The 20,030-nt window shown below is 69.0% G+C and carries 23 protein-coding genes; 9 read left to right on the top strand and 14 right to left on the bottom strand.

What is annotated here, in order from left to right; genetic code table 11:
- Nucleotides 1–52: 52 nt before the first annotated feature.
- The 3 genes from ACFY3V_RS15535 to pdxH all read right to left on the bottom strand — a co-directional run bounded on the left by ACFY3V_RS15535 (nucleotide 53) and on the right by pdxH (nucleotide 2,875).
- Nucleotides 53–757: a metal-dependent transcriptional regulator gene (locus ACFY3V_RS15535; protein WP_350943215.1), complete on the bottom strand. Its 705-nt coding sequence runs from the start codon at nucleotides 755–757 to the stop codon at nucleotides 53–55.
- Between the two features lie 159 nt (nucleotides 758–916).
- Nucleotides 917–2,164 carry an MFS transporter gene (locus ACFY3V_RS15530; protein WP_389773754.1) on the bottom strand — a complete coding sequence of 416 codons (1,248 nt, stop codon included), beginning with the start codon at nucleotides 2,162–2,164 and terminating at the stop codon, nucleotides 917–919.
- Nucleotides 2,165–2,221: 57 nt separating this feature from the next.
- The gene (pdxH, locus tag ACFY3V_RS15525; protein ID WP_350943212.1) at nucleotides 2,222–2,875 is read right to left on the bottom strand and encodes a pyridoxamine 5'-phosphate oxidase; all 654 of its coding nucleotides are present in this window, start codon (nucleotides 2,873–2,875) and stop codon (nucleotides 2,222–2,224) included.
- 169 nt (nucleotides 2,876–3,044) lie between these two features.
- Here pdxH and ACFY3V_RS15520 point away from each other — a divergent pair, with 169 nt between their 5' ends.
- Together ACFY3V_RS15520 and serC are read left to right on the top strand one after the other, a co-directional pair.
- Nucleotides 3,045–4,151 (top strand): citrate synthase 2, encoded by a 1,107-nt coding sequence (locus ACFY3V_RS15520; RefSeq protein ID WP_362895919.1) that lies wholly within the window; start codon nucleotides 3,045–3,047, stop codon nucleotides 4,149–4,151.
- A 246-nt stretch (nucleotides 4,152–4,397) separates the two neighbouring features.
- Entirely contained in the window at nucleotides 4,398–5,507 is a 1,110-nt protein-coding gene (gene serC / locus ACFY3V_RS15515; RefSeq protein ID WP_350943209.1) for a phosphoserine transaminase, read from the top strand.
- 117 nt (nucleotides 5,508–5,624) lie between these two features.
- On the opposite strand, the gene ACFY3V_RS15510 is transcribed toward serC, so the two are convergent.
- The 9 genes from ACFY3V_RS15510 to ACFY3V_RS15470 form a co-directional block, all read right to left on the bottom strand.
- Nucleotides 5,625–6,032 carry a BlaI/MecI/CopY family transcriptional regulator gene (locus tag ACFY3V_RS15510; protein ID WP_350943208.1) on the bottom strand — a complete coding sequence of 136 codons (408 nt, stop codon included), beginning with the start codon at nucleotides 6,030–6,032 and terminating at the stop codon, nucleotides 5,625–5,627.
- A gap of 543 nt (nucleotides 6,033–6,575) precedes the next feature.
- On the bottom strand, nucleotides 6,576–7,226 hold the full coding sequence (locus tag ACFY3V_RS15505) for a rhomboid family intramembrane serine protease (protein WP_362895915.1): 651 nt from the start codon (nucleotides 7,224–7,226) through the stop codon (nucleotides 6,576–6,578).
- A 170-nt stretch (nucleotides 7,227–7,396) separates the two neighbouring features.
- Complete coding sequence (locus ACFY3V_RS15500) at nucleotides 7,397–8,161, bottom strand: crotonase/enoyl-CoA hydratase family protein (RefSeq protein ID WP_362895914.1); 765 nt, start codon at nucleotides 8,159–8,161, stop codon at nucleotides 7,397–7,399.
- 10 nt (nucleotides 8,162–8,171) lie between these two features.
- Nucleotides 8,172–8,945: an SDR family NAD(P)-dependent oxidoreductase gene (locus tag ACFY3V_RS15495; RefSeq protein ID WP_350943205.1), complete on the bottom strand. Its 774-nt coding sequence runs from the start codon at nucleotides 8,943–8,945 to the stop codon at nucleotides 8,172–8,174.
- A 63-nt stretch (nucleotides 8,946–9,008) separates the two neighbouring features.
- Complete coding sequence (locus tag ACFY3V_RS15490; RefSeq protein ID WP_350943203.1) at nucleotides 9,009–9,347, bottom strand: STAS domain-containing protein; 339 nt, start codon at nucleotides 9,345–9,347, stop codon at nucleotides 9,009–9,011.
- A 121-nt stretch (nucleotides 9,348–9,468) separates the two neighbouring features.
- A complete protein-coding gene (locus ACFY3V_RS15485) occupies nucleotides 9,469–10,248 on the bottom strand; it encodes an ABC transporter ATP-binding protein (RefSeq protein ID WP_350943202.1) in 780 nt (259 codons plus the stop codon).
- Nucleotides 10,245–11,009 carry a cobalt ECF transporter T component CbiQ gene (gene cbiQ / locus ACFY3V_RS15480; protein WP_350943201.1) on the bottom strand — a complete coding sequence of 255 codons (765 nt, stop codon included), beginning with the start codon at nucleotides 11,007–11,009 and terminating at the stop codon, nucleotides 10,245–10,247. The genes ACFY3V_RS15485 and cbiQ overlap by 4 nt, the downstream gene beginning before the upstream one ends.
- Entirely contained in the window at nucleotides 11,009–12,073 is a 1,065-nt protein-coding gene (locus ACFY3V_RS15475; protein ID WP_362895909.1) for an energy-coupling factor ABC transporter permease, read from the bottom strand. Before ACFY3V_RS15475 ends, cbiQ begins: the two co-directional genes overlap by 1 nt.
- 69 nt (nucleotides 12,074–12,142) lie before the next feature.
- Nucleotides 12,143–14,116 (bottom strand): glycosyltransferase family 2 protein, encoded by a 1,974-nt coding sequence (locus ACFY3V_RS15470; RefSeq protein ID WP_362895907.1) that lies wholly within the window; start codon nucleotides 14,114–14,116, stop codon nucleotides 12,143–12,145.
- A gap of 208 nt (nucleotides 14,117–14,324) precedes the next feature.
- On the opposite strand from ACFY3V_RS15470, the gene ACFY3V_RS15465 reads away from it, so the two are divergent.
- Genes ACFY3V_RS15465 through ACFY3V_RS15450 form a run of 4 tightly spaced genes read left to right on the top strand, consistent with a single transcriptional unit; the run spans nucleotide 14,325 to nucleotide 17,718 of the window.
- Complete coding sequence (locus ACFY3V_RS15465; RefSeq protein WP_362895905.1) at nucleotides 14,325–15,041, top strand: ABC transporter ATP-binding protein; 717 nt, start codon at nucleotides 14,325–14,327, stop codon at nucleotides 15,039–15,041.
- On the top strand, nucleotides 15,038–15,760 hold the full coding sequence (locus ACFY3V_RS15460) for an ABC transporter permease (protein WP_389773742.1): 723 nt from the start codon (nucleotides 15,038–15,040) through the stop codon (nucleotides 15,758–15,760). The genes ACFY3V_RS15465 and ACFY3V_RS15460 overlap by 4 nt, the downstream gene beginning before the upstream one ends.
- The gene (locus ACFY3V_RS15455; RefSeq protein ID WP_389773739.1) at nucleotides 15,757–17,076 is read left to right on the top strand and encodes a sensor histidine kinase; all 1,320 of its coding nucleotides are present in this window, start codon (nucleotides 15,757–15,759) and stop codon (nucleotides 17,074–17,076) included. Before ACFY3V_RS15460 ends, ACFY3V_RS15455 begins: the two co-directional genes overlap by 4 nt.
- A gap of 15 nt (nucleotides 17,077–17,091) precedes the next feature.
- Entirely contained in the window at nucleotides 17,092–17,718 is a 627-nt protein-coding gene (locus ACFY3V_RS15450; RefSeq protein WP_362895897.1) for a response regulator transcription factor, read from the top strand.
- Here ACFY3V_RS15450 and ACFY3V_RS15445 read toward each other — a convergent pair.
- Nucleotides 17,710–18,300 carry a hypothetical protein gene (locus tag ACFY3V_RS15445; protein WP_389773734.1) on the bottom strand — a complete coding sequence of 197 codons (591 nt, stop codon included), beginning with the start codon at nucleotides 18,298–18,300 and terminating at the stop codon, nucleotides 17,710–17,712. The two genes, ACFY3V_RS15450 and ACFY3V_RS15445, sit on opposite strands and share 9 nt — an antisense overlap.
- Before the next feature lie 229 nt (nucleotides 18,301–18,529).
- Between ACFY3V_RS15445 and ACFY3V_RS15440 the strand changes: the two genes are divergently transcribed.
- From ACFY3V_RS15440 to ACFY3V_RS15430, 3 genes are all read left to right on the top strand, one after another.
- A complete protein-coding gene (locus tag ACFY3V_RS15440; protein WP_362895893.1) occupies nucleotides 18,530–18,796 on the top strand; it encodes a hypothetical protein in 267 nt (88 codons plus the stop codon).
- A 218-nt stretch (nucleotides 18,797–19,014) separates the two neighbouring features.
- Nucleotides 19,015–19,140, top strand: coding sequence for a hypothetical protein (locus tag ACFY3V_RS15435; RefSeq protein ID WP_362895891.1), 126 nt, complete (start codon nucleotides 19,015–19,017; stop codon nucleotides 19,138–19,140).
- A gap of 49 nt (nucleotides 19,141–19,189) precedes the next feature.
- Nucleotides 19,190–19,510: a hypothetical protein gene (locus ACFY3V_RS15430; RefSeq protein ID WP_362895889.1), complete on the top strand. Its 321-nt coding sequence runs from the start codon at nucleotides 19,190–19,192 to the stop codon at nucleotides 19,508–19,510.
- An 89-nt stretch (nucleotides 19,511–19,599) separates the two neighbouring features.
- On the opposite strand, the gene ACFY3V_RS15425 is transcribed toward ACFY3V_RS15430, so the two are convergent.
- Nucleotides 19,600–19,995, bottom strand: a complete 396-nt coding sequence (locus ACFY3V_RS15425) for a VOC family protein (protein ID WP_362503217.1) — start codon at nucleotides 19,993–19,995, stop codon at nucleotides 19,600–19,602.
- Between the last annotated feature and the right edge of the window lie 35 nt (nucleotides 19,996–20,030).

Raw genomic sequence — 20,030 nt, 5'->3', positions numbered from 1 at the left:
CTGGGAGCGGAGGGACTCCCGAACGGGATCCAACCGAGCTAGGGGGCCTCGGTCAGCGTGTGGAGACGAAAACGTGCGCGGCAATCTCTCGCGGGAGATCCGCAAGAAAATTGTCCGCCTCGTCGTCACCTGTCACCCGCACACCGTCGTCGCTCGCCGCGAGCGTCACCTCGCGTCCGGGTTGTATCCCGACTTGCTTGAGTTTAAGCATCACAGCCGGATCGCTTTGCACTTGTTCGCTAATTCGCCGCACGACAACGGGTATATCTCTGGGTCCGGCCATCGCGGCCATCGACGGCAGCGACTCCAGCCTCCCCCCGGGATGGCCGACGACACCGAGCTCCTCAAGGCCCGGGATCGGATTGCCGTGCGGGTCCTCCGTGGGATTGTTGAGCAGGCTGATGAGCCTGGCCTCCACGGATTCGGACATGACGTGCTCCCAGCGGCACGCCTCGATGTGCACCTCTTCCCAGGGCAGACCGATCACCTGGGTGAGCAGGCATTCCGCGAGGCGGTGTTTGCGCATGACACGGGTCGCGAGGGTGCGTCCCAGATCGGTCATGGTCAGATGGCGGTCGCCCTCGACGCGAACCAGGCCGTCGCGCTCCATCCGGGCGACCGTCTGGCTGACGGTGGGACCGCTCTGCTGGAGACGCTCGGCGATACGCGCGCGCAGGGGGACGATGCCCTCCTCCTCCAGCTCGAAGATCGTACGAAGGTACATCTCCGTCGTGTCGATCAGGCCGTGTGCGGTCAAGGTTCCTCCCGTCCTCTCTCGATGCTACGTCCATCGCGCGGTGTTCCCGGGAGGGCGGCGCGGGACCTCGGAAGTCTGAGAAGACGACCCTATTGGGAGAACAGCCCACGATGACAAAGAAGGGCAACGCCCGAGGACGCCAAATCCTTCCCTAGCTGCTCAAACACTGCGCGCGAGCGGGCGATATTTTCTGAAGGCCGGGACGGCCAGCCCCACCGCGAGCACGGCCACCGCGCAGGCGATCCCGCCGCCCACCCACGCCCACGTGGCGCCGAACCACGAGGCGGTGCCGCCGGCCCGCAGATCGCCCAGCCGGGGACCTCCCGCGACCACCACCAGGAACACCCCCTGCATCCTCCCGCGCATGTCGTCGGGCGCGTGGGTCTGCAGGATCGTCTGCCGCCACACCGCGGAGACCAGGTCGGCGGCCCCGCCGAACGCGAGCAGGGCGACCATCAACCACAACCGGTCGGCGAGCCCCGCCGCGGCGACGGTGAGCCCCCATGCGGCGATCACGTACGTGAGCGCCAGTCCCTGGCGCTGGACCCGGCCCACCCAGCCCGACAGCAGGCCGCCGAGCACCGAGCCGATCGCGATACTGGCCGACAGCCAGCCGAACGCGATCAGAGAGCCGCCGAACCGCTCGTCCACGATCTCCGGGAACAGCGCCCTGGGCAGCGCGAACGCCATGGCGATGAGATCGACGACGAACGACATCAGCACGACCGGATGTCCGGAGATGTAGCGCAGACCGTCCACGACCGACCGCAGACCCGGGCGGGTCACCTCTCCGATCGGTTCGAGTTTCGGCAGCCTCAGCGCGGCGTAGAAACCGGCGCCGAACAGCAGCGCGTCGATCAGGTAGGCGGCGGCGAAGCCGCTTCGCGCGAGCACCGCCCCGCCGAGCAGTGGCCCGATGACCGTGCCGAGGCCGCCCGCCAGGAAGTTGAGGGTGTTGGCCGCGGGGATCAGGTCGACGGGGACCAGCCTGGGGATGATCGCGCCTCTGGTCGGCCCGGTGATGGCGAAGCCGGTGGCGTGCACGGCCACGGTGGCCAGCAGCAGGCCGACGCTCGTCGAGCCCAGTGCGGCCTGGACGAGGAGCGCGAGCGTCCCCGACCAGGCGATCAGCGCGCCGACGATGAGGAGTCTGCGCCGGTCGACCGCGTCGGCGATCGCGCCTCCCCAGAGTCCGAAGACGATCAGGGGGATCAGGTTGGCCGGACCGAGCATGCCGACCCAGAAGGACGACTTCGTGATGTCGTAGATCTGGGCGCTGACGGCCACCGAGGTGAGCTGGAAGCCGATGAACGACACACCCTGACCGGCCCAGAGCCTCCGGTAGGCGGGTATGGCGAGCGGGCGCGTATCAGCCGCATGCCTACCAACGAAGTCCCTGAACCCCACCCCGACACCCCTCTAACCGACATACATGGATATATCAGCACAAAGCGGGGAGGGTGTTCAGGGGGCCAGACGTTCGACGACCCAGGTGGCGCCGGAGCGCCGGTAACGGAGGCGGTCATGCATGCGGTCGGTGCGACCTTGCCAGAACTCCACCTCGGACGGCACCACGCGCAGCCCGCCCCAGAAATCGGGGACGGGCGGATCCTCGGGCCAGCGCTCCGCCAACTCCTCGTAACGGGCGTCCAGCTCGTCCCTGGAGTGCACGACCGCCGACTGCCTCGACGCCCACGCGCCGATCCGCGACCCGTAGGGCCGGGACCTGAAATAGATGGCCGACTCCTCGCGCGGCAGCCGTACCACCGATCCCTCCACCCGCACCTGGCGACGGATGGAGTGCCAGGGGAACAGCAGGGCGGCACGCGGGTTCTCCGCCATGTCCCGGCCCTTGCGCGACTCGTAGTTAGTGTAGAAGACGAACCCGTTCTCGTCGTAGCCCTTGAGCAGAACCGTCCTGGCCGTCGGCCGCCCACCCGCCGAGGCGGTCGCGAGCACGGTCGCGTTCGGTTCGGGAAGCCCGGCGTCCACGGCGTCGCCGAACCAGAGGGCGAACTGGGAGAAGGGGTCGGGGGCGAGATCTGCCTCGATCAGGGGCAGTCCCTGGTACGTGCGGCGAAGGCCCGCCATCGAAGGCGGTCGCGATGTGGCATCCACGGGAAGGTATTCTCCCGTGCCGAGCAGGAAGCCCGCGCGGTGCCCCCCACCTGGGGCGATCGCGTTCCGGCGGGTCCGGCGGCACACCGCCTCGGCCCAGGGGGTTGAATATGACCCGCCGGTATCTCGACATCAAGGCTTTGACTTCAAGAAAGGGAGGCAGCCGAGAATGTCCGACTTCAAACCCGGGCTCGAAGGCGTGGTGGCTTTCGAGACGGAGATCGCGGAACCGGACAAAGAAGGGGGCGCCCTTCGCTACCGGGGCGTCGACATCGAAGAGTTGGTCGGTCGCGTCTCTTTCGGACACGTGTGGGGCCTGCTTGTCGACAACAAGTTCCAGCCGGGCCTGGCCCCGGCGGAGCCCTTCCCCATTCCTGTCCACTCCGGTGACATCCGCGTCGACGTGCAGAGCGCGCTGGCCATGCTGGCCCCCGCGTACGGTTTCAGGCCGCTGCACGACATCGACGACGAACAGGCCCGCGCCGACCTGGCCCGCGCCAGCGTGAACGCCCTGAGCTTCGTCGCGCAGTCCGCGCGCGGCCTGGGGAAGCCGATGGTCCCCCAGAGCGAGGTCGACAAGGGGGAGAGCATCGTCGAGCGGTTCATGATCCGTTGGCAGGGCGAGCCCGACCCCAAGCACGTCAAGGCCATCGACGCCTACTGGACGTCCGCCGCCGAGCACGGCATGAACGCCTCCACCTTCACCGCCAGGGTGATCGCCTCCACCGGAGCCGATGTCGCCGCGGCGCTGAGCGGTGCGGTCGGCGCCATGTCCGGCCCGCTCCACGGCGGTGCGCCCGCGCGCGTGCTGCACATGATCGAGGGCGTCGAGCAGCTCGGCGACGCCAGGAAGTACGTGCAGTCGGAGCTCGACAAGGGGCAGCGCCTCATGGGCTTCGGTCATCGCGTCTACCGTGCCGAGGACCCCCGGGCACGCGTGCTCCGCCGCACCGCCAAGGAGCTCGACGCACCGCGTTACGAGGTCGCCGCGGCGCTGGAGAAGGCCGCGCTGGAAGAGCTGCACGCCCGCAAGCCCGACCGGGTGCTCGCCACCAACGTCGAGTACTGGGCGGCGGTCATCCTGGACTTCGCCAAGGTCCCCTCCTCGATGTTCACCTCGATGTTCACCTGCGCGCGCACCGCGGGCTGGGCCGCCCACATCCTGGAACAGAAGCGCACGGGCAGGCTCGTCCGCCCCAGCGCCGACTACGTGGGTCCGTCCCAGCGCTCGGTCCAGGACGTCCCCGGAGCCGCCGAGGTCATCCACCCCTTCTGAAGTTCCCCCTCCTGTACGGCTGTCGCGCGACGTCTCGCGCGGCAGCCGTTGCCGGTTTCGGGTCCCCGAGGAACCCGCGCGCCCTTGGAGCTCACCGGACGTGTCGAGCGCCGTCGAGCGCCCGGGACCCCGAAGAACCCGCGACACCCCGCGTGATCGTCCCGCCCTGCCCAAAACCCTTCAACGGCTCGTCTCGAAATCCGGACCCCGTCCTGGATCGATCCCCGGGCTCAGTAGGCTGGTCAGGTGGCTGACATCGTGATTCCCTCTGACATCAAGCCCGCCGACGGCCGTTTCGGCTGCGGGCCCTCGAAGGTGCGCCCCGAGCAACTCTCGGCTCTCGCGGCCTCCGGGTCCAGTCTCCTGGGCACCTCTCACCGCCAGAAGCCCGTCAAGGCGCTGGTCGGGCGCGTTCGCGCGGGGCTTTCCGAGCTGTTCTCCCTCCCCGCGGGGTACGAGGTCGTCCTGGGCAACGGCGGCACCACCGCGTTCTGGGACATCGCCGCCTTCGGACTGATCCGTGACAGGTCCCAGCACCTGCACTTCGGTGAGTTCTCCTCGAAGTTCGCCTCCGTGGCGGCCAAGGCCCCGTGGCTGGGCGACCCGACCGTGATCAAGTCGGAGGTGGGCACTCACCCCGAGGCCCGCCTGGAGGAGGGCGTCGACGTCTACGCGCTCACCCACAACGAGACCTCGACCGGCGTCGCGATGCCGATCAGGCGCGTGGGCGAGGAGGGCTCGCTCGTGCTGGTCGACGCCACCTCCGGCGCCGGCGGCCTGCCCGTCGAGGCGAGCGAGTTCGACGTCTACTACTTCGCGCCGCAGAAGAGCTTCGCCTCCGACGGCGGCCTCTGGATCGCCCTGATGTCCCCGGCCGCGCTGGCCAGGGTCGACGAGATCGCCTCCAGCGGGCGCTACGTCCCCGAGTTCTTCAGCCTCCCGGTGGCGATCGACAACTCCTCCAAGGACCAGACGTACAACACTCCGTCGGTCGCCACCCTCTTCCTGCTCGCCGAGCAGATCGAGTGGATGAACGGCAACGGCGGCCTCGCCTGGACGACCGCCCGCACGGCCGACTCGGCCCGGCGCCTGTACACCTGGGCGGAGAAGACCTCCTACACCACCCCGTTCGCGGCTCCCGAGTTCCGCTCCAACGTGGTGGGCACGATCGACTTCTCCGACGACGTCGACGCCTCCGCGATCGCGAAGGTCCTGCGGGCCAACGGCATCGTCGACACCGAGCCCTACCGCAAGCTCGGCCGCAACCAGCTGCGCGTCGCGATGTTCCCCTCCATCGACCCCGAGGACGTCGAGGCCCTGACCACCTGCGTCGACTACGTCGTCGAGCGCCTGTAGTCCCCCGCTTCCCCGAGGTGGGGCACCGTCCTCGTCGACCCGGCGAGGACGGTACGCGAGGACTCGTTCCCCTTCTCCCGTCCCGGAAGCCGGATCACCGGCTCCCGGGGCGGGAGCCTAGGGCAGCGTGCTCGGGGTCCCGCCCGCCGCCGAGGCGTGGGCCCGCTCCCCCGCGAGCCGCGCCAGCTCGTGCAGCAGGCGCAGGGCGTCGTCCGGGTCCACCCCCTCCGCGAACCGCGAGAGTACGGGAGCCCGATCGGGACTGTTCGCCAGTGCCGCGAGCATCAGCCCCGCCACGTGTTCGTCCCGTGAGCGGCTCGCGGTGTAGCGAAAGGCGTTGCGCACGGGGGCCCTTTCCAGCAGGCCCTTCCTGACGAGACGCTCGGCGACGGTCTGCACCGTGGTGTAGGCCAGGCTCCGTTCGGCGTTCTGGTTCAGCATGTCCTGCACCTGGCGAACCAGCATCGGTTGCTTGCAGCCCCACAGCACGTCCATGATCGCGCGTTCCAGGGATCCCAGGTTCACCCGCGGCCACCTTTCGAGGGTCGCGCCCGGCTGTGATGGCCCTGGAACATGTACGGGCACGCGGCCAGGCAGGTTCACACATGAAATTTTGTCACATTGTCACTTAAATCAACCGATGCTTCCATAGCTGATGAATTACAGCAGAATCTTCTGTTGTGCGTTCACGGAAAAAACTCCCCGGGAATGCGGCCGAAAAGAACGCGCCGCCACCGGGTCCGGCCGTCCCGGATGCCGGTCGTGTCCCCGGACGGTCATCACCCCGCCGGCGGACGACCCCCGGAGCGGCTTTATTCGCCCCCGGAGGCCACGAACCACCCCGCCCGACCAATGTGATTACCAAGGCGCTACCAAGCGCCACATAGCGCCCACAGCCCCGTACAGCGCCCTTTTCTCGGCGAAGCCCTCGAAGTCGGCCGACAACCCGTCTCCGGGACAGGCCCGATGCCTGGAGGTTCGGTAGACGGAGATGCGGCTTTCCTGAGGCGACTTTCCGGGGAGACTCCCGAAGCCGGACGCGACGCGCCTTTGAAAGATCTGTGTCTCTCAGTAGGCCGGAGTGACGGCCCTGGGGCGCCTGCGGCGCATCACCCAGGCCGCGATGATGCCGCCGATCAGCCCGAACAGGTGCCCCTGCCAGGAAATGCCGTCCTCGCCGGGAAGCACGCCCCAGATGATCGAGTAGTAGGCGATCGCCACACCGACACCGATCACGATGTCGAGGGCCCGGCGGTCGAACAGCCCTCGGGCGACGACAAGACCGAAATACCCGAAGACCAGGCCGCTCGCACCGACCGTGACCGCATACGGCGAGCTGGTGAACCAGACACCAAGCCCGCTGACCAGCACGATGATCAGGCTGGCCCCCAGGAAACGGGCGATCCCGCGCAGCGCGGCGAGGAACCCGAGAACCAGCAGGGGAAGCGAGTTGGCCATCAGGTGGCCGAATCCGGCGTGCAGGAAGGGGGCGAGGAAGATGCCGCCCAGACTGTCGGGATTCCAGGCCCGGATGCCGTAAACGTCGAACTCCCCCGGCAGGACGTAGTCGGCGATCTCGACCACCCACATGACACCGACCAGGATGACGTTGACGATCGCGGCGCCCAGCGCGCCCGCGGCCAGATCTCCCGCCCTGCGCTTCAGAAGATCGCCGGAGGATCGGCCGGTGGGGGTCGTTCCGGTCGCGTGGTCGTTCATGCACTCTCCTGGCCTTTGGAGCGTCGGCGTGAATGTCAAGTGCCCTCGCCACACCTGTCCACACCTTTACCGTACGCACTCCTGGCCGTGAATGCGCCGGGCGCGGCCCCTCGGATCGCGCCCGGCACACAGTTTTCCTTCGATTCCCGCCGATCCCGGCGATCCCGGCGCTACTCGCCCGCCCACCGGGGAGCGCGCTTCTCGGCGAAGGCCGCCGCCCCCTCCATCGCGTCCTTGGACGCGAACACCGGATTGATGATCTCTCCCTGCTTCGCGAACATCTCGTCACGGCTCCAGTCCGCCGACTCCACGATCACGCGCTTGGTCGCGGCGAGCGCGAGCGGGGCGTTGGCGGCGATCCTGCTCGCGAGTTCGACGGCCGTGGCCAGGGCCTCGCCCACGGGCGTGACATGGTTGACCAGGCCGAGCTCGTACAGCCGGGAGGCGGGAAAGTGGTCGCCGGTCAGGGCGATCTCCATCGCGACGTGGTAGGGGATGCGCCGCGGCAGCCGCATCACGCCGCCCGCCGCCGCGACCAGCCCTCGCTTGGGCTCGGGGAGCCCGAACTTCGCCTCCTCGGAGGCGATGATGATGTCGCAGGCCAGCGCGAGCTCGCAGCCTCCGGCCAGGGCGTATCCCTCGACGGCGGCGACGAGCGGCTTCTTCGGCGGCGCCTCGGCGATACCGCCGAACCCCCTGCCCTCCACGACCGGGAAGTCCCCGGTCAGGAACCCCTTCAGGTCCATGCCCGAGCAGAACGTTCCGCCCGCGCCGGTGAGGACGTAGGCCGCCACGTCCTTCCGTTCCTCCAGCTCGTCCATCGCGGCCGCGAGGCCCCGAGCCACGGCGCCGTTGACCGCGTTCCTGGCTTTGGGGCGGTTGATCGTGATGACGGCCACGCCGCCGTCGACTTCGACCAGAACCTCGTCAGACACCGGATGACTCCTACTTGGGCTGGAAGCGGATACCACCGTCGAAACGGATCGTCTCGGCGTTCATGTAGTCGTTCTCGATCAACGAGCGGACCAGGTGCGCGAACTCGGAGGCGAGCCCCATGCGCTTGGGGAAGACCACCGGAGCCACCAGCTTGGCCTTGAACTCGTCGGCGTTGGGCGAGAAACCGTAGATCGGGGTGTCGATGATGCCGGGGCAGACGGTGTTGACACGCACGCCGATCGCGGCGAGGTCACGCGCGGCGGGGACGGTCATACCGACGATGCCGCCCTTGGACGCCGAGTAGGCGACCTGGCCGATCTGTCCCTCCAGCGCCGCCACCGAGGCGGTGTTGATCACTACACCGCGCTGGCCGTCCGCGTCGACCGGCTCGGTCTTCGCGATCGCGGCGGCGCCGATGCGCATGAGGTTGAAGGTGCCGATCAGGTTGACCTCGATGACCTTGCGGTACGAGGCCAGGTCGTGGGGCGAGCCGTCACGGCCCACGGTCCGGCTCGCCCAGCCGATGCCCGCGCTGTTCACCACGACACGCAGCGGCCTGCCGGTCGCCACGGCCGCGTCCACAGCCGCCTGCACCTGGTTCTCGTCCGACACGTCGGTCTTGACGAAGACGCCACCGAGTTCGTCGGCCAGTGACTTGCCGCGCTCCTCGTTGAGGTCGGCGATGACGACGAGGGCACCCTGCGCGGCGAGGTCGCGGGCCGTGGCCTCACCGAGACCGCTGGCACCGCCCGAGATGATTGCTGCTGCTCCGTTCACGTCCATGTGCGGACTTTAACGCGCGGACCGAATGAAGTTCTACTCGGGGTAGGGTAAAACTCGCCGACGCTAGATCTCCCCGACGGCGCTGCTCACGTCGGGATAGACCTTGATCCGCCGGTCGAGGCCCGTCGTGCGGAGGATCCGGGCCACCGGAGGCTGGGGTGCCGCCAGGCAGACCCCGCCGCCCTCGCCCGTGGCCAGCCGCCATGCCTCGATCAGCACGGACAGGCCGCTGGAGTCCATGAAGGACAGGGCGGTGAGATCGAGGACGAGGCGCGCGCCATCCAGCTTGATCGCGTCGCGGACCTCGTCTCGCAGGAAGGGAGCGGTGAACAGGTCGAGCTCGCCCTCGACAGCCACCACCACGGCGTCACCGACGGCGCGGCGAGCCAGCCGTAGCTTCATCAGTCCTCCTCGCGCCCGAAGGGCAGATCCACTTTACTTCGCCCGCACTGCACGCGAGGTCATGCGCGATTGTTCACAGGAAGTTCGTATGGCACGAGCCCCACGACCGGAGGTGCCGCCGTCAGGGGGCGGCGAAACCGTACGGCAGTTCGAGCCGGTGGGCGGCGAGGAGGCTCGCGTCGGCGAGGATCTCACGGGTCGGCCCGTCCGCGGCGATCACGCCCCCGGAGAGGATGAGCGAGCGTTCGCACAACTCCAGCGCGTACGGCAGATCGTGGGTGACCATCAGGACGGTCACGTCGAGCCCTCGCAGGATCTCGGCCAGCTCGCGCCGGGAGGCCGGATCCAGGTTGGAGGAGGGCTCGTCGAGCACCAGGATCTCCGGCTCCATCGCCAGCACCGTCGCCACCGCGACCCGGCGGCGCTGGCCGAACGACAGGTGGTGCGGTGGCCTGTCGATCGTCTCCAGCATGCCCACACGCTCCAGCGCGTCCTTGACCCTCCGCTCCAGTTCCTCACCCGCGACGCCCATGTTGGCCGGGCCGAAGGCCACGTCCTCCCGGACGGTCGGCATGAAGAGCTGGTCGTCGGGGTCCTGAAAGACGAGCCCGACCCGCCTGCGGATCTCCCTGAGCGACTCCTTGCCGACCGGCAGTCCCGCCACGGCCACCGTGCCGTGCCCGGCGGTCAGGATGCCGTTGAGGTGCATCACCAGCGTGGTCTTGCCCGCGCCGTTCGGCCCGAGCAGCGCGACCCGCTCACCGCGCTCCACCCGAAGGTCCACACCGAACAACGCCTGCGTGCCGTCCGGGTACGCGTACGCCAGGCGGCTCACCTCCAGCGAGAGCGGCGCGGGCGGCGGGGACGAGGCCGGCACGGGCCGCGAGGACGGCACTGTCACACGAACCCCCAGCTCCCGAGTAACACGGCGAGTGCCGCACCCGGCAACATACCGGCGACGAGCCACTGCCGCGAGGCGGCCGAGAGGTCCTGGATCACCGGCATCACACCGGTGTAGCCCCGGCTGAGCATCGCGAGGTGCACCCGCTCGCCCCGCTCGTACGAGCGGATGAACAGCGCCCCCGCCGATCTGGCGATCACCGGGATGTGCCGCACGTCCCTGGCCACGAACCCGCGCGACTCCCTCGCCACCCGCATCCGGCGCATCTCGTCCAGGATCACGTCCATGTAGCGGAGCATGAACATCGCGATCTGCACCAGCAGCGGCGGCAGCCTCAGACGCTGGGCGCCCAGCAGTATCAGCCGTGGCTCGGTGGTGGCCGCGAGCAGCACGCTCGCGACCACGCCCAGGGTCGCCTTGGCCAGGATGTTCCAGGCGGCCCACAGGCCGGCGACGCTGAGCGAGAGTCCCATGAAGGTCACCCTCTCGCCGAACCCGATGAACGGGATGGCCAGCGCGAACACCACGAACGGGACCTCGACCACCATCCGCCGCAGCACGAACCCGGCCGGGATCCGGGCGAGGGCCGCCACGACGGCCAGGAGCGCGGCGTACAACCCGAAGGCCCAGAACCACTCGCGCGGGGTGGCGACCACCACCACGGCGAACCCGGCCACCGCCGCCAGCTTGCACTGGGGCGGCAGCCGGTGCACGAGCGTGTCGCCCGGCCGGTGGAGCTGGTGGTGGTGGCCCGATCCCACTAGGCGGACACCTTCTTGTCGCTGTCGTCGAAACCGGTGCCGTCACCGTGGTCGCCCCGGCGGCGCACGGCGTAGAACACCCCACCGCCGACGGCGAGCGTCACCCCGACGCCGATCACTCCCGCCACACCCACCGGGATGCCGCCCACGTCCCCGTAGTCGGCGAGCGGCTGCTCACCCAGCGAGTGGTCGGTCGCCTGGTCGCTGAAGCCCTTGTCCTCGGCGACCCACTCCAGGCCGTCGGGCGAGGAGGAGGCGTAGAAGCTGACGACGCCCGCCAGCAGCGCCGCCACCGCGATTCCCGCGGGCAGGAACCAGCCGGGACGGCGGGCGGCGACCGGCGCCTGAGCCCCCTGGGATCCGGGGGATCCGGGGGTGACGATCACGTCGCCGTCCGCGCCACGCAGGACCAGCGGCGCGACGATTCCGCGGGCGCCGTAGACCAGGTCGGGCCGGATCGCGAGCACGGTGCTGACGGTGACCGCGGTGATCAGGCCCTCCCCCACGCCGATGAGCAGGTGCACGCCGCCCATCGCCGCGGCGACCGTGCCGATCTCGATGGGCGCGGTGCCGCCGATCCAGAACAGCAGGGTGAACGCGAGCGCCGAGGCGGGCACCGAGAGCAGCGCCGCGACGAACGAGGCCGCCACCACGACGCCCCTGTTCCGCACGCTCCGGGTGATCAGGAGGAAGACACCCCACCCGACCAGCACGGCGACGAGGCCCATCAGGGTGATGTTGACGCCCAGCGCGGTCAGCCCGCCGTCCGCGAAGAAGAACGCCTGCACCAGGAGGACGACGGCCACACACAACACCGCCGTGTAAGGGCCGACGAGTATCGCGGCCAGCGCACCGCCGAGAAGGTGCCCGCTGGTCCCCGCGGCGACCGGGAAGTTGAGCATCTGGACCGCGAAGACGAAGGCGGCGACCAGTCCGGCCATCGGAGCGGTGCGGTCGTCGAGTTCGCGACGGGCGCCGCGCAGGCACACGGCCACACCGGCGGCGGCCACCGCCCCCGCCGACACCGAGACGGCGGCGTTGAAAAAGCCATCGGGTACGTGCACTACAAGCCTCCGAAATGCGGATTTGCCCCTAACTTTAGGCCATGGGCTTGTAGTTGCAAGAAGGTGGCATTAACGCACGATACGTCTGATGAAAGTTCTGGGGCCGAGGGTTCGAACCACCGTGCTGAGCCTGCCCTTCCCCGCCGTGGCGTAGGGCCTGACACTCCACCTGACCGCGCCACGCCACCACGTGCGCGGATGCTCGATCGCCTCGGGCACCGCCTCGATCCTGAAGCGCGCGGGCGGCCCACCCAGGTCGAGCTCCAGGTAGGCGTCCCAGGTGCCGGGCCCCAGTCGCCCCATCGCCTGGGAGGCCGTGAACGCGCCGCCCTCGCCGACCGTGACCGGCTCGCGCCGCTCCCGGCTCGACTCCCGCTCCCGCCAGACCAGAAAGCGCACCGCGTCCGCCGCCGGAGCATCCGTGCCCACGCTGACCTCACCGTCGAGCACCAGCCGGTGCCCGGCGGCCCAGCGGGCGCGCACCAGCCGCACGCTCCCCGGCACCGAGACCACGTGCCCGCCGATGTCGAGGCTGAGGTTGCCGTACGGGTGGGTGAAGTACGGAAGGGCGACGACGGCGACGACATCGCCCACCACGCGAGGCGCGGGCGGCGCGATCGGCCCCTCCCCTTCGGTGCCCAGACGCGCGAGCCGGGGCACCCCCTCGAAGACGACACTCACGTGGACGTCCCAGATGCCGGAGGACAGGGTGGTGACGTCGACGGTCCCGGTGAACCCCGCGCAGTCGCCGTCCACCGGAACCACGACCTCGTCACAGGGGCCGACACCCGTGTGCCGGCGCCGCAGCACCAGGGCGAGATCCCCGCCGGTGATCTCCGGGCGGCCGTAACGCTCCAGCGTGCTCAGCGCCACCTTGCCCGAGATCGCCAGCCGCCCCTCCCGTTCCCGCTCCCAACGCAGCGCGGTGAGCTCCCGGCGGACCGAGGCCGACTCGATGTGCGCCAGCCGCACCAGGCGGTCGATGTCCTGCAGGGCGGCGATCCGACTCCGGTCGATCGCCGGGAGCCGCTCGCGGACCCCGTCGGTCAGCCACCGCTCGCACATGTCGGCCACCTCGGCGACGATCTCCTTGCGCGCGACCTCCCCGGCGTCCAGGAAGGGCCTGCCGAGGTTACCGAAGGCGTCCATCCGGAAATGACGCCGCAGGAGGTGGTCGCGGAGGTCTCCCGGACGCACGTGGGCGAGCATCAGCTCGACCGGCCGTTTGATCATCCGCAGCCAGGAGACCGGATCGCGGCTCCCCGGCCGCTGCATGATGCTGGTGCCGTCCGGCCGGGCGACCAGGTGGTAGCAGTCGTAGTCGGCGACCACCGAGATCACCTCCGCGTGGCAGTAGGCGTGGGTGGTGAAGACGACGTCCTCCCCCACCAGGAGCGTCTCGTCGAAACGGATGGCGTGCCGCTCCAGCATCTCCCTGCGGAACAGCTTGAAGCAGCTCAAGCTGTTGTAGACCGCGCTGTCGCCGAGCGGCACCCGCTCGGCGTTCTCCTTGAACATCGAGATCGGCACCTTGCGGTCATGCCCGACGATCTTCCCGAGCACGATGTCGGAACCGTTGCGGTCGGCCATCGCGAGCATCCGCTCCAGCGCCTGAGGGCCGAGGTAGTCGTCCGCGTCGCAGAAGAAGACGTATCTGCCGCGCGCGTGGGAGAGTCCGACGTTGCGCGGGCGCCCGGCGCCGCCCGACGCCTCCTGCCTGACGACGCGGATCACACCGCGGTGGCAGGAGGCGTAGAGGTCGAGCAGCGCGACACCGCCGTCGGTGGAACCGTCGTCGACGACCACCACCTCCAGGGCGACGCGCTGGATCAGCAGCGACGTCAGGCATCTGTCGAGATAGGGACCGCAGTTGTGCAGGGGAACGATCACGGTGACGTCGATGTCGGACCGAAGCGCCTCCTCGCTCGTGATGTCATGGCCACCCCGCTCCACACTCGTGACGCCGTGGCCGCCCCGCTCCATGCTCGTGATGTCACAGCCACCCCGCCCCGTGCGGACTCGCTGGAGGATCGTTACTGTCACCGCCGCGCCCCTCGTCGGTCACTCTCCGCTTATCTAGCGTCTCAGTATGTGACAAAGGGGCGCCCGTACGGGGCGAATCTCCAGGGTTGCCTCCCCAATACGCCGACACGAGAGACCGTCCGGGGAGTTAAGCCCCCGTTTCCTCCGCCTTGCCCCATCAACCATCCGGTGGATTCCGAAGGGGCCGTCCACCGATGATTCTCGGAACATGACAGTCATCGAGATCGACGGCCTGAGGAAGAGCTACCGGGACGGCAAGGCGGTGGACGGCCTCTCCCTGAAGGTGGAGCACGGGGAGATCTTCGGAATCGCCGGCCCCAACGGAGCGGGAAAGACCACGACCGTGGAATGCGCGTCGGGACTGCGGCGACGGGACGGCGGCACCCTGCGCGTACTGGGGCTGGACCCCCAAGACGATCGGCGCGCGCTGCTGCAACGCGTCGGCGTCCAACTGCAGGAGGCCGCCCTGCCCGACGCGATCAAGGTCGGTGAGGCGCTGCGGATGTACGCCTCTTTCTACGACAGGCCCGCCGACTGGCGGAAACTCATGGACGAGTGGGGACTGGCGGACAAGAGGAGCACCCGCTTCGCGGGGCTGTCCGGCGGCTGGAAACAGCGGCTGTTCATCGCGCTGGCCCTGGTCGGCAACCCGGAGGTCGTCTTCCTCGACGAGCTGACCACGGGCCTGGACCCCTCCGCCCGCCGGATGACCTGGGGCCTGATCCGCGACATGCGCGAGCGCGGGGTCACCGTCGTTCTCGTCACCCATTTCATGGACGAGGCCGAGGCCCTGTGCGACCGCATCGCGATCATCGACCGGGGTCGCGTCGTCGCCGAGGGCGGCCCACACGAACTGATCGCGAAGGGGCGCTCCGATTCGCTGGAGAACGCGTACTTCGCCCTGACCCGAGGGGAGACGACGTGAAAGGCATCACGCGGGTCATCGCGGTCGAACTCAAACTGATCGTGCGTGATCCGATGTCGGGGTTCTTCGCCCTCGTCTTCCCAGCGATCATGCTGTGGGTCAAGACGCGTACCGGCAAGCCCCTTCCCGGCGGGCTGCCGGTCATCGACGCCACGGTGCCGATGCTGAGCGTCTTCGTCATCGGACTGGCCGGGCTGGTCGTCCTCCCTGCCACGCTGGCGCAGTACAGGGAACGCCGCGTCCTGAAGCGGCTGCGCGCCACTCCCGCCTCACCCGCGATGCTGTTCGGTGCCCAGTGGGCCGCTCACACGCTGGTGGCCGCGATCGGAACGGTGTTGTTGATCGCCATCGGACTGGCCGTTCTCGGACTGTCGGCGCCGGCCGACACCACGGGCTTCCTGCTGGCCTGGACACTCGGCGCGCTGAGCCTCGGCGCCATCGGCCTCTTCATCGGCGCTCTCGTCCCGAACGGCCGCGCCGCGACCGTGATCGGGCTGAGCGTGTTCTTCCCGATGGTCTTCCTCTCCGGCGCCATGATCCCCCGGGAGACCATGTCCGGCTCGATGCGCGCCATCGGCGACCTCACCCCGATGGCCCCCGTGGTCGAGGCGATCCGCGCCGCGTGGGAGGGCGATGCGATCGCCCCGGTCACCCTGGGGCTCATGGTGGCGACCGCCGTCGTCGCCGGCGGCATCGCCGTCAGGGCCTTCCGGTGGTGACCGGCGCAGACCTCGACACCTCACGCTGGGATCACGCCCGGCTCGCCCTGCCGTACGTGTTCCTGCTGCTTCCGACGGTCTTCTCCCTGCTGCGGGACTGGAGACCGGAGGTGCTGGCACTCGCGGTGCTCGCCGGAGCCTGGCACTGGTTCATGGTGACCTCGCACCCCGCCTGGACCGAACGGCCGATCGCGATGGCCGTCTACTTCGCCGTGACGCTCGCCGTCATCGGGACGTTGATCGGAATCGACACGATGTTCACGGTGACAGGCGTGGGGGCGTTCATCCAGGCCTTCACCCTGCTGCCCGGCAGGTGGGCGTACGCGGGTGTGGCCGCGACGGCCGGTGTGCTGGTCACCGTCACCCCTCGCCCCGGACGCTCCCCGGCCGAGATGCTCTACGCCTTCCTCGTCGCGACGCTGGTCGCCTCCGCGATCGGCCTGCTGATTCGGATCGTCTCCGACCAGAACGACCAGCGCAAAGCGATGATCCTTCAGTTGAGGAAGACCGGCGCCACACTCGCCGCGGTCGCGGAGGAGAACGCGGACCTGCAGGCCCGGCTCCTGACCAGCGCTCGTGAGGCCGGCGTGCTCGGGGAGCGGCAGCGGATGGCGAGGGAGATCCACGACACCATCGCGCAGGGCCTGACCGGCATCCTCACCCAGCTCGAAGCCGCCGACGACGCGCTCGACGACATACCGGCCGTCCGCGCGCGCCTGCACACGGCACGCACTCTGGCCAGGGAGAGCCTGAACGAGGCACGGCGATCGGTCCAGGGGTTGCGCCCGGCACCGCTGGACGAGGCTCAGCTCGCCACCGCCCTTCACGATGTCACCACCAAATGGTCACGAACCACCGGCAAACCCGCCTCCGTGTCGGTCACCGGAGACCCCCGGCCGCTGCACGCGGAGGTGGAGACCACCTTGCTGCGGGTGGCGCAGGAGGCGCTGGCCAACGTTTCGCGACACGCCGCCTCGGCCACCCGGGTCGGACTCACCCTGTCGTACATGGAGGATGTCGTGGTGCTGGACGTGCGCGACGACGGATGCGGCTTCACCCCGGGAACGGCGGACGGTTCGCTCCCGGGCGGTTTCGGCCTCATCGCGATGCGCCAGCGAGTCACCCGGCTGGCCGGTGAGTTCGTGATCGAGACGGCCCCCGGCCAGGGAACGGGCATCTCGGCGACCGTCCCCGCCATTCCTCCCGCCGACACGGACGCCGGCGTGGACGCAAACACGGACGCCGACGCGGGCCCCGGCTCGTTCGGCCACCACCGAAACCACGGAAACCACGGAAACCACGGAAACGCGGTCTGAGACATGCCGATTCGTATGATCATCGTCGATGACCACCCCGTCGTCCGCGACGGGCTGCGCGGGATCTTCACCGGCGACGACGCCTTCGAGGTCGTCGGCGAGGCGGCCGACGGACCGGAGGCCCTCGCCGTCGCGTTGCGGACGAGCCCCGATGTCGTGCTCATGGACCTGCGTATGCCGAAGATGAGCGGTGCCGAGATCATCCGCCGGTTGCGTGAACAGACGCCCGGCGTCCACGTGCTGGTCCTGACCACCTTCGACGACGACGCCGACGTCCTGCCCGCGATCGAGCAGGGCGCCACCGGTTACCTGCTCAAGGACACTCCGCGTGCCGAGTTGCGTGACGCCGTACGGGCGGCGGCCCGCGGCGAGACGGTGCTGTCCCCCTCGGTGGCCGGCGTGCTGGCGCACAGGGTGCGCACCCCGAGGCAACGGGTGCTGAGCCGCAGGGAGACCGAGGTGCTCGGCCTCATCACCCGTGGCGCGACCAACCGCGAGGTGGCCGCGAAACTGTTCATCACCGAGGCGACGGTGAAGACGCATCTGCTGCACATCTTCGCCAAACTCGGCGTCAACGACCGGGCGGCCGCGGTCGCGGCGGCCTACGAGACCGGCCTGCTCAAACCGGCCGTTTCAGAGTGAGCGTCGATTCCCGACTCCGAGGTTTCGCGACCGCTGGACGTCCGCCCGCGCCCGCCGAAGCTCACGCAGGAACCGAGCGGGAATCCTCCGGGAACCGCGACGTGCCGACGCCCGCTCCGCCGACCGCATATTGATCTTCCACAGGAAGTAGTGAACGAACTCGCCGACCGCGAACACATACAGCCCGACCCCGAGCAACAGACCTGGCAGGTCCTTCCCGACCCCGCGTACGACGATGCCGACGGACAGCACGACGGGAAACACCAGCAGAAGCACGACGTTGAAGACGTACAACGCCTGAAGGCCACGAAGCCGGATCTCAGGGCTGCCGCGCCTGGTACGGCGACCGCTCAACAGCCAGAACTTGACGAGCCAGTAGACGCCGCCCTCGACCAGGACGACCCCCAGCGTGAGCATCCCGGCCGGCGCATAGGGCCAGCCGTCCCCCGCCCACAGCCGCTGTCCCGGGTAGAGGTACATCCAGAGGAACAGCCCGAGGCTGACCAACTCCAGAAGGCCGGTCTCAAGGAGCCATCGGGTCATGCGCTGCCCGGCCCGAGGACCCGTCTGGCCGATTCCCAACCCCACTCCAACACTCGCCGACCGATTGCCACCCGGCACGCTACCGAACACCCACCCCGTGATCGCATAACCGGCCTTTAGCGAGAATCGGCACCACCTTCGCACCCGAGTGATCACTCCCAACCCTGAGGCCTGATCGTCGACCTCCGGCGGAACCCACTCGCACACGAGGTCGTTGCATTCCTTGGTGACCCCGCTGGGGCAGCTCTCGTGAAGGAGTCGGACGATCATGAGCTTCTTTAAATCCAAGGACAAGGGACAGGAAATCACCGAGACCGTCGAGCAGGCTCGGCAGGCGCACGCGGAAGGACGCAAGGTCTTCGTGTCCCGCCTTCGGATCGACTACAGCGGTTCCGGGGCTTCCTCAAGCCCTGAGGCGGCCGATCTGATCGAGGGGATCGAACGTGAGGGGTGGGCGCTCAGTCACGTGTCGGAGAGCGTGTACGCGGACTCCGTCACCCAGATGACCTGCATCTTCCACCGCGGGCAGTCATAGGGCTCTGTGCGGTGGGGCGGCTGGGCGCGATGCGCGGGCAGCCCGATTCTCGCCACCGTCCGATGGCGTTTTTCCGCTCGGGCCGATCTACCAGCGCGTCGGCCACCACCGCGACAGGGTCATCACAGAGGTTCTGGGCGAGACGCCCAAGACGGCCATGAAGAAGTGCGGTGGCGATCGCGCGGCGCGTTCCACGCCTCGCGCTTTAAGGTGAGACCGTGAGCCGAGGGACGAATCCCGCCGACGCCGACCTGGCAGCGCTCGTCGGGATCGCCGGGATCTTGGTGGGCATCGCGATGAGCGTGGCGACCGCACCCGTCCCCGGGTCGCGCCCCCCGACGTGATCGCCTACGGTCTCGCGGCCGTCATCGGCGGCCACGCTGGAGGTATTCGATGATTCACCCTCCCGGCCCTCACCTCGTGCCCCGGCGTACCCCCCTCGACTCAGAGGAGAGAGCCCGGGCCGAGGCGAACTTCACTTCCCTGGTCGTTCAGAACCTCGTCACCAACGGGCGGTTCAGGATAACCGCCGACACTCCAGAGATGGTGGAGTTGTGGCAGGGGGTCGCCCGCCACGCGGGTGACATGCTCCAGCGGCCCGTGGTCAGCTACGCCAACGGCAGATACATCGTGATCACCTTCGACCAGGAGGAGACCCCGCCGTCCGGGACATCCGCCCGGCACACGAGCGACCACCGGACGTCGTCCACGTAGCCGATCCCCTTGACCGGTGGAAGGTCACGTCAACAGACCACCGCGCGATCGCGACCTGTACAGCTGTGATGGCTGCCCCATGGCCAGGGTCAGACCAGGCCCTGGTCGGTCCAGACGACGCCCTTGTTGCGGCACAGGCAGAAGGGGTGGCCGATCGGGTCGGTGTAGACCCGCCAGCCATAGCCGTTGGGGCCGATGAAGTCCTGCCGCAGCGTCGCGCCGAGGTCGAGGACGCGGCGCTGCTCGGACTCGATCTCATCCACTTCGAAGTCGAGGTGGAACTGCTTGGGGTGCTCGCTGTCGGGCCACTGCGGAGCGCGGTAGTCGTCCACCCGGATGAAGGCCAGCTCGACCTCGCCGAACTTGATGCCGGCCCAGTTCTCGTCGCTGTCTTCCTTGATCGGGCGGCCTGTCACCTCAGAATAGAAGGCTGCCAGCTTCATCGTGTCCGGACAGTCGATGATGAAATCGGTGAGTTGCAGCATCCCGCGATCCTGCCACAGGTCAGGACCGCGCCACG

The sequence above is a fragment of the Streptosporangium sp. NPDC000095 genome (assembly GCF_042899335.1).
Classification (GTDB): domain Bacteria; phylum Actinomycetota; class Actinomycetes; order Streptosporangiales; family Streptosporangiaceae; genus Streptosporangium.
This window is presented reverse-complemented; position numbering and strand designations above follow the sequence as displayed.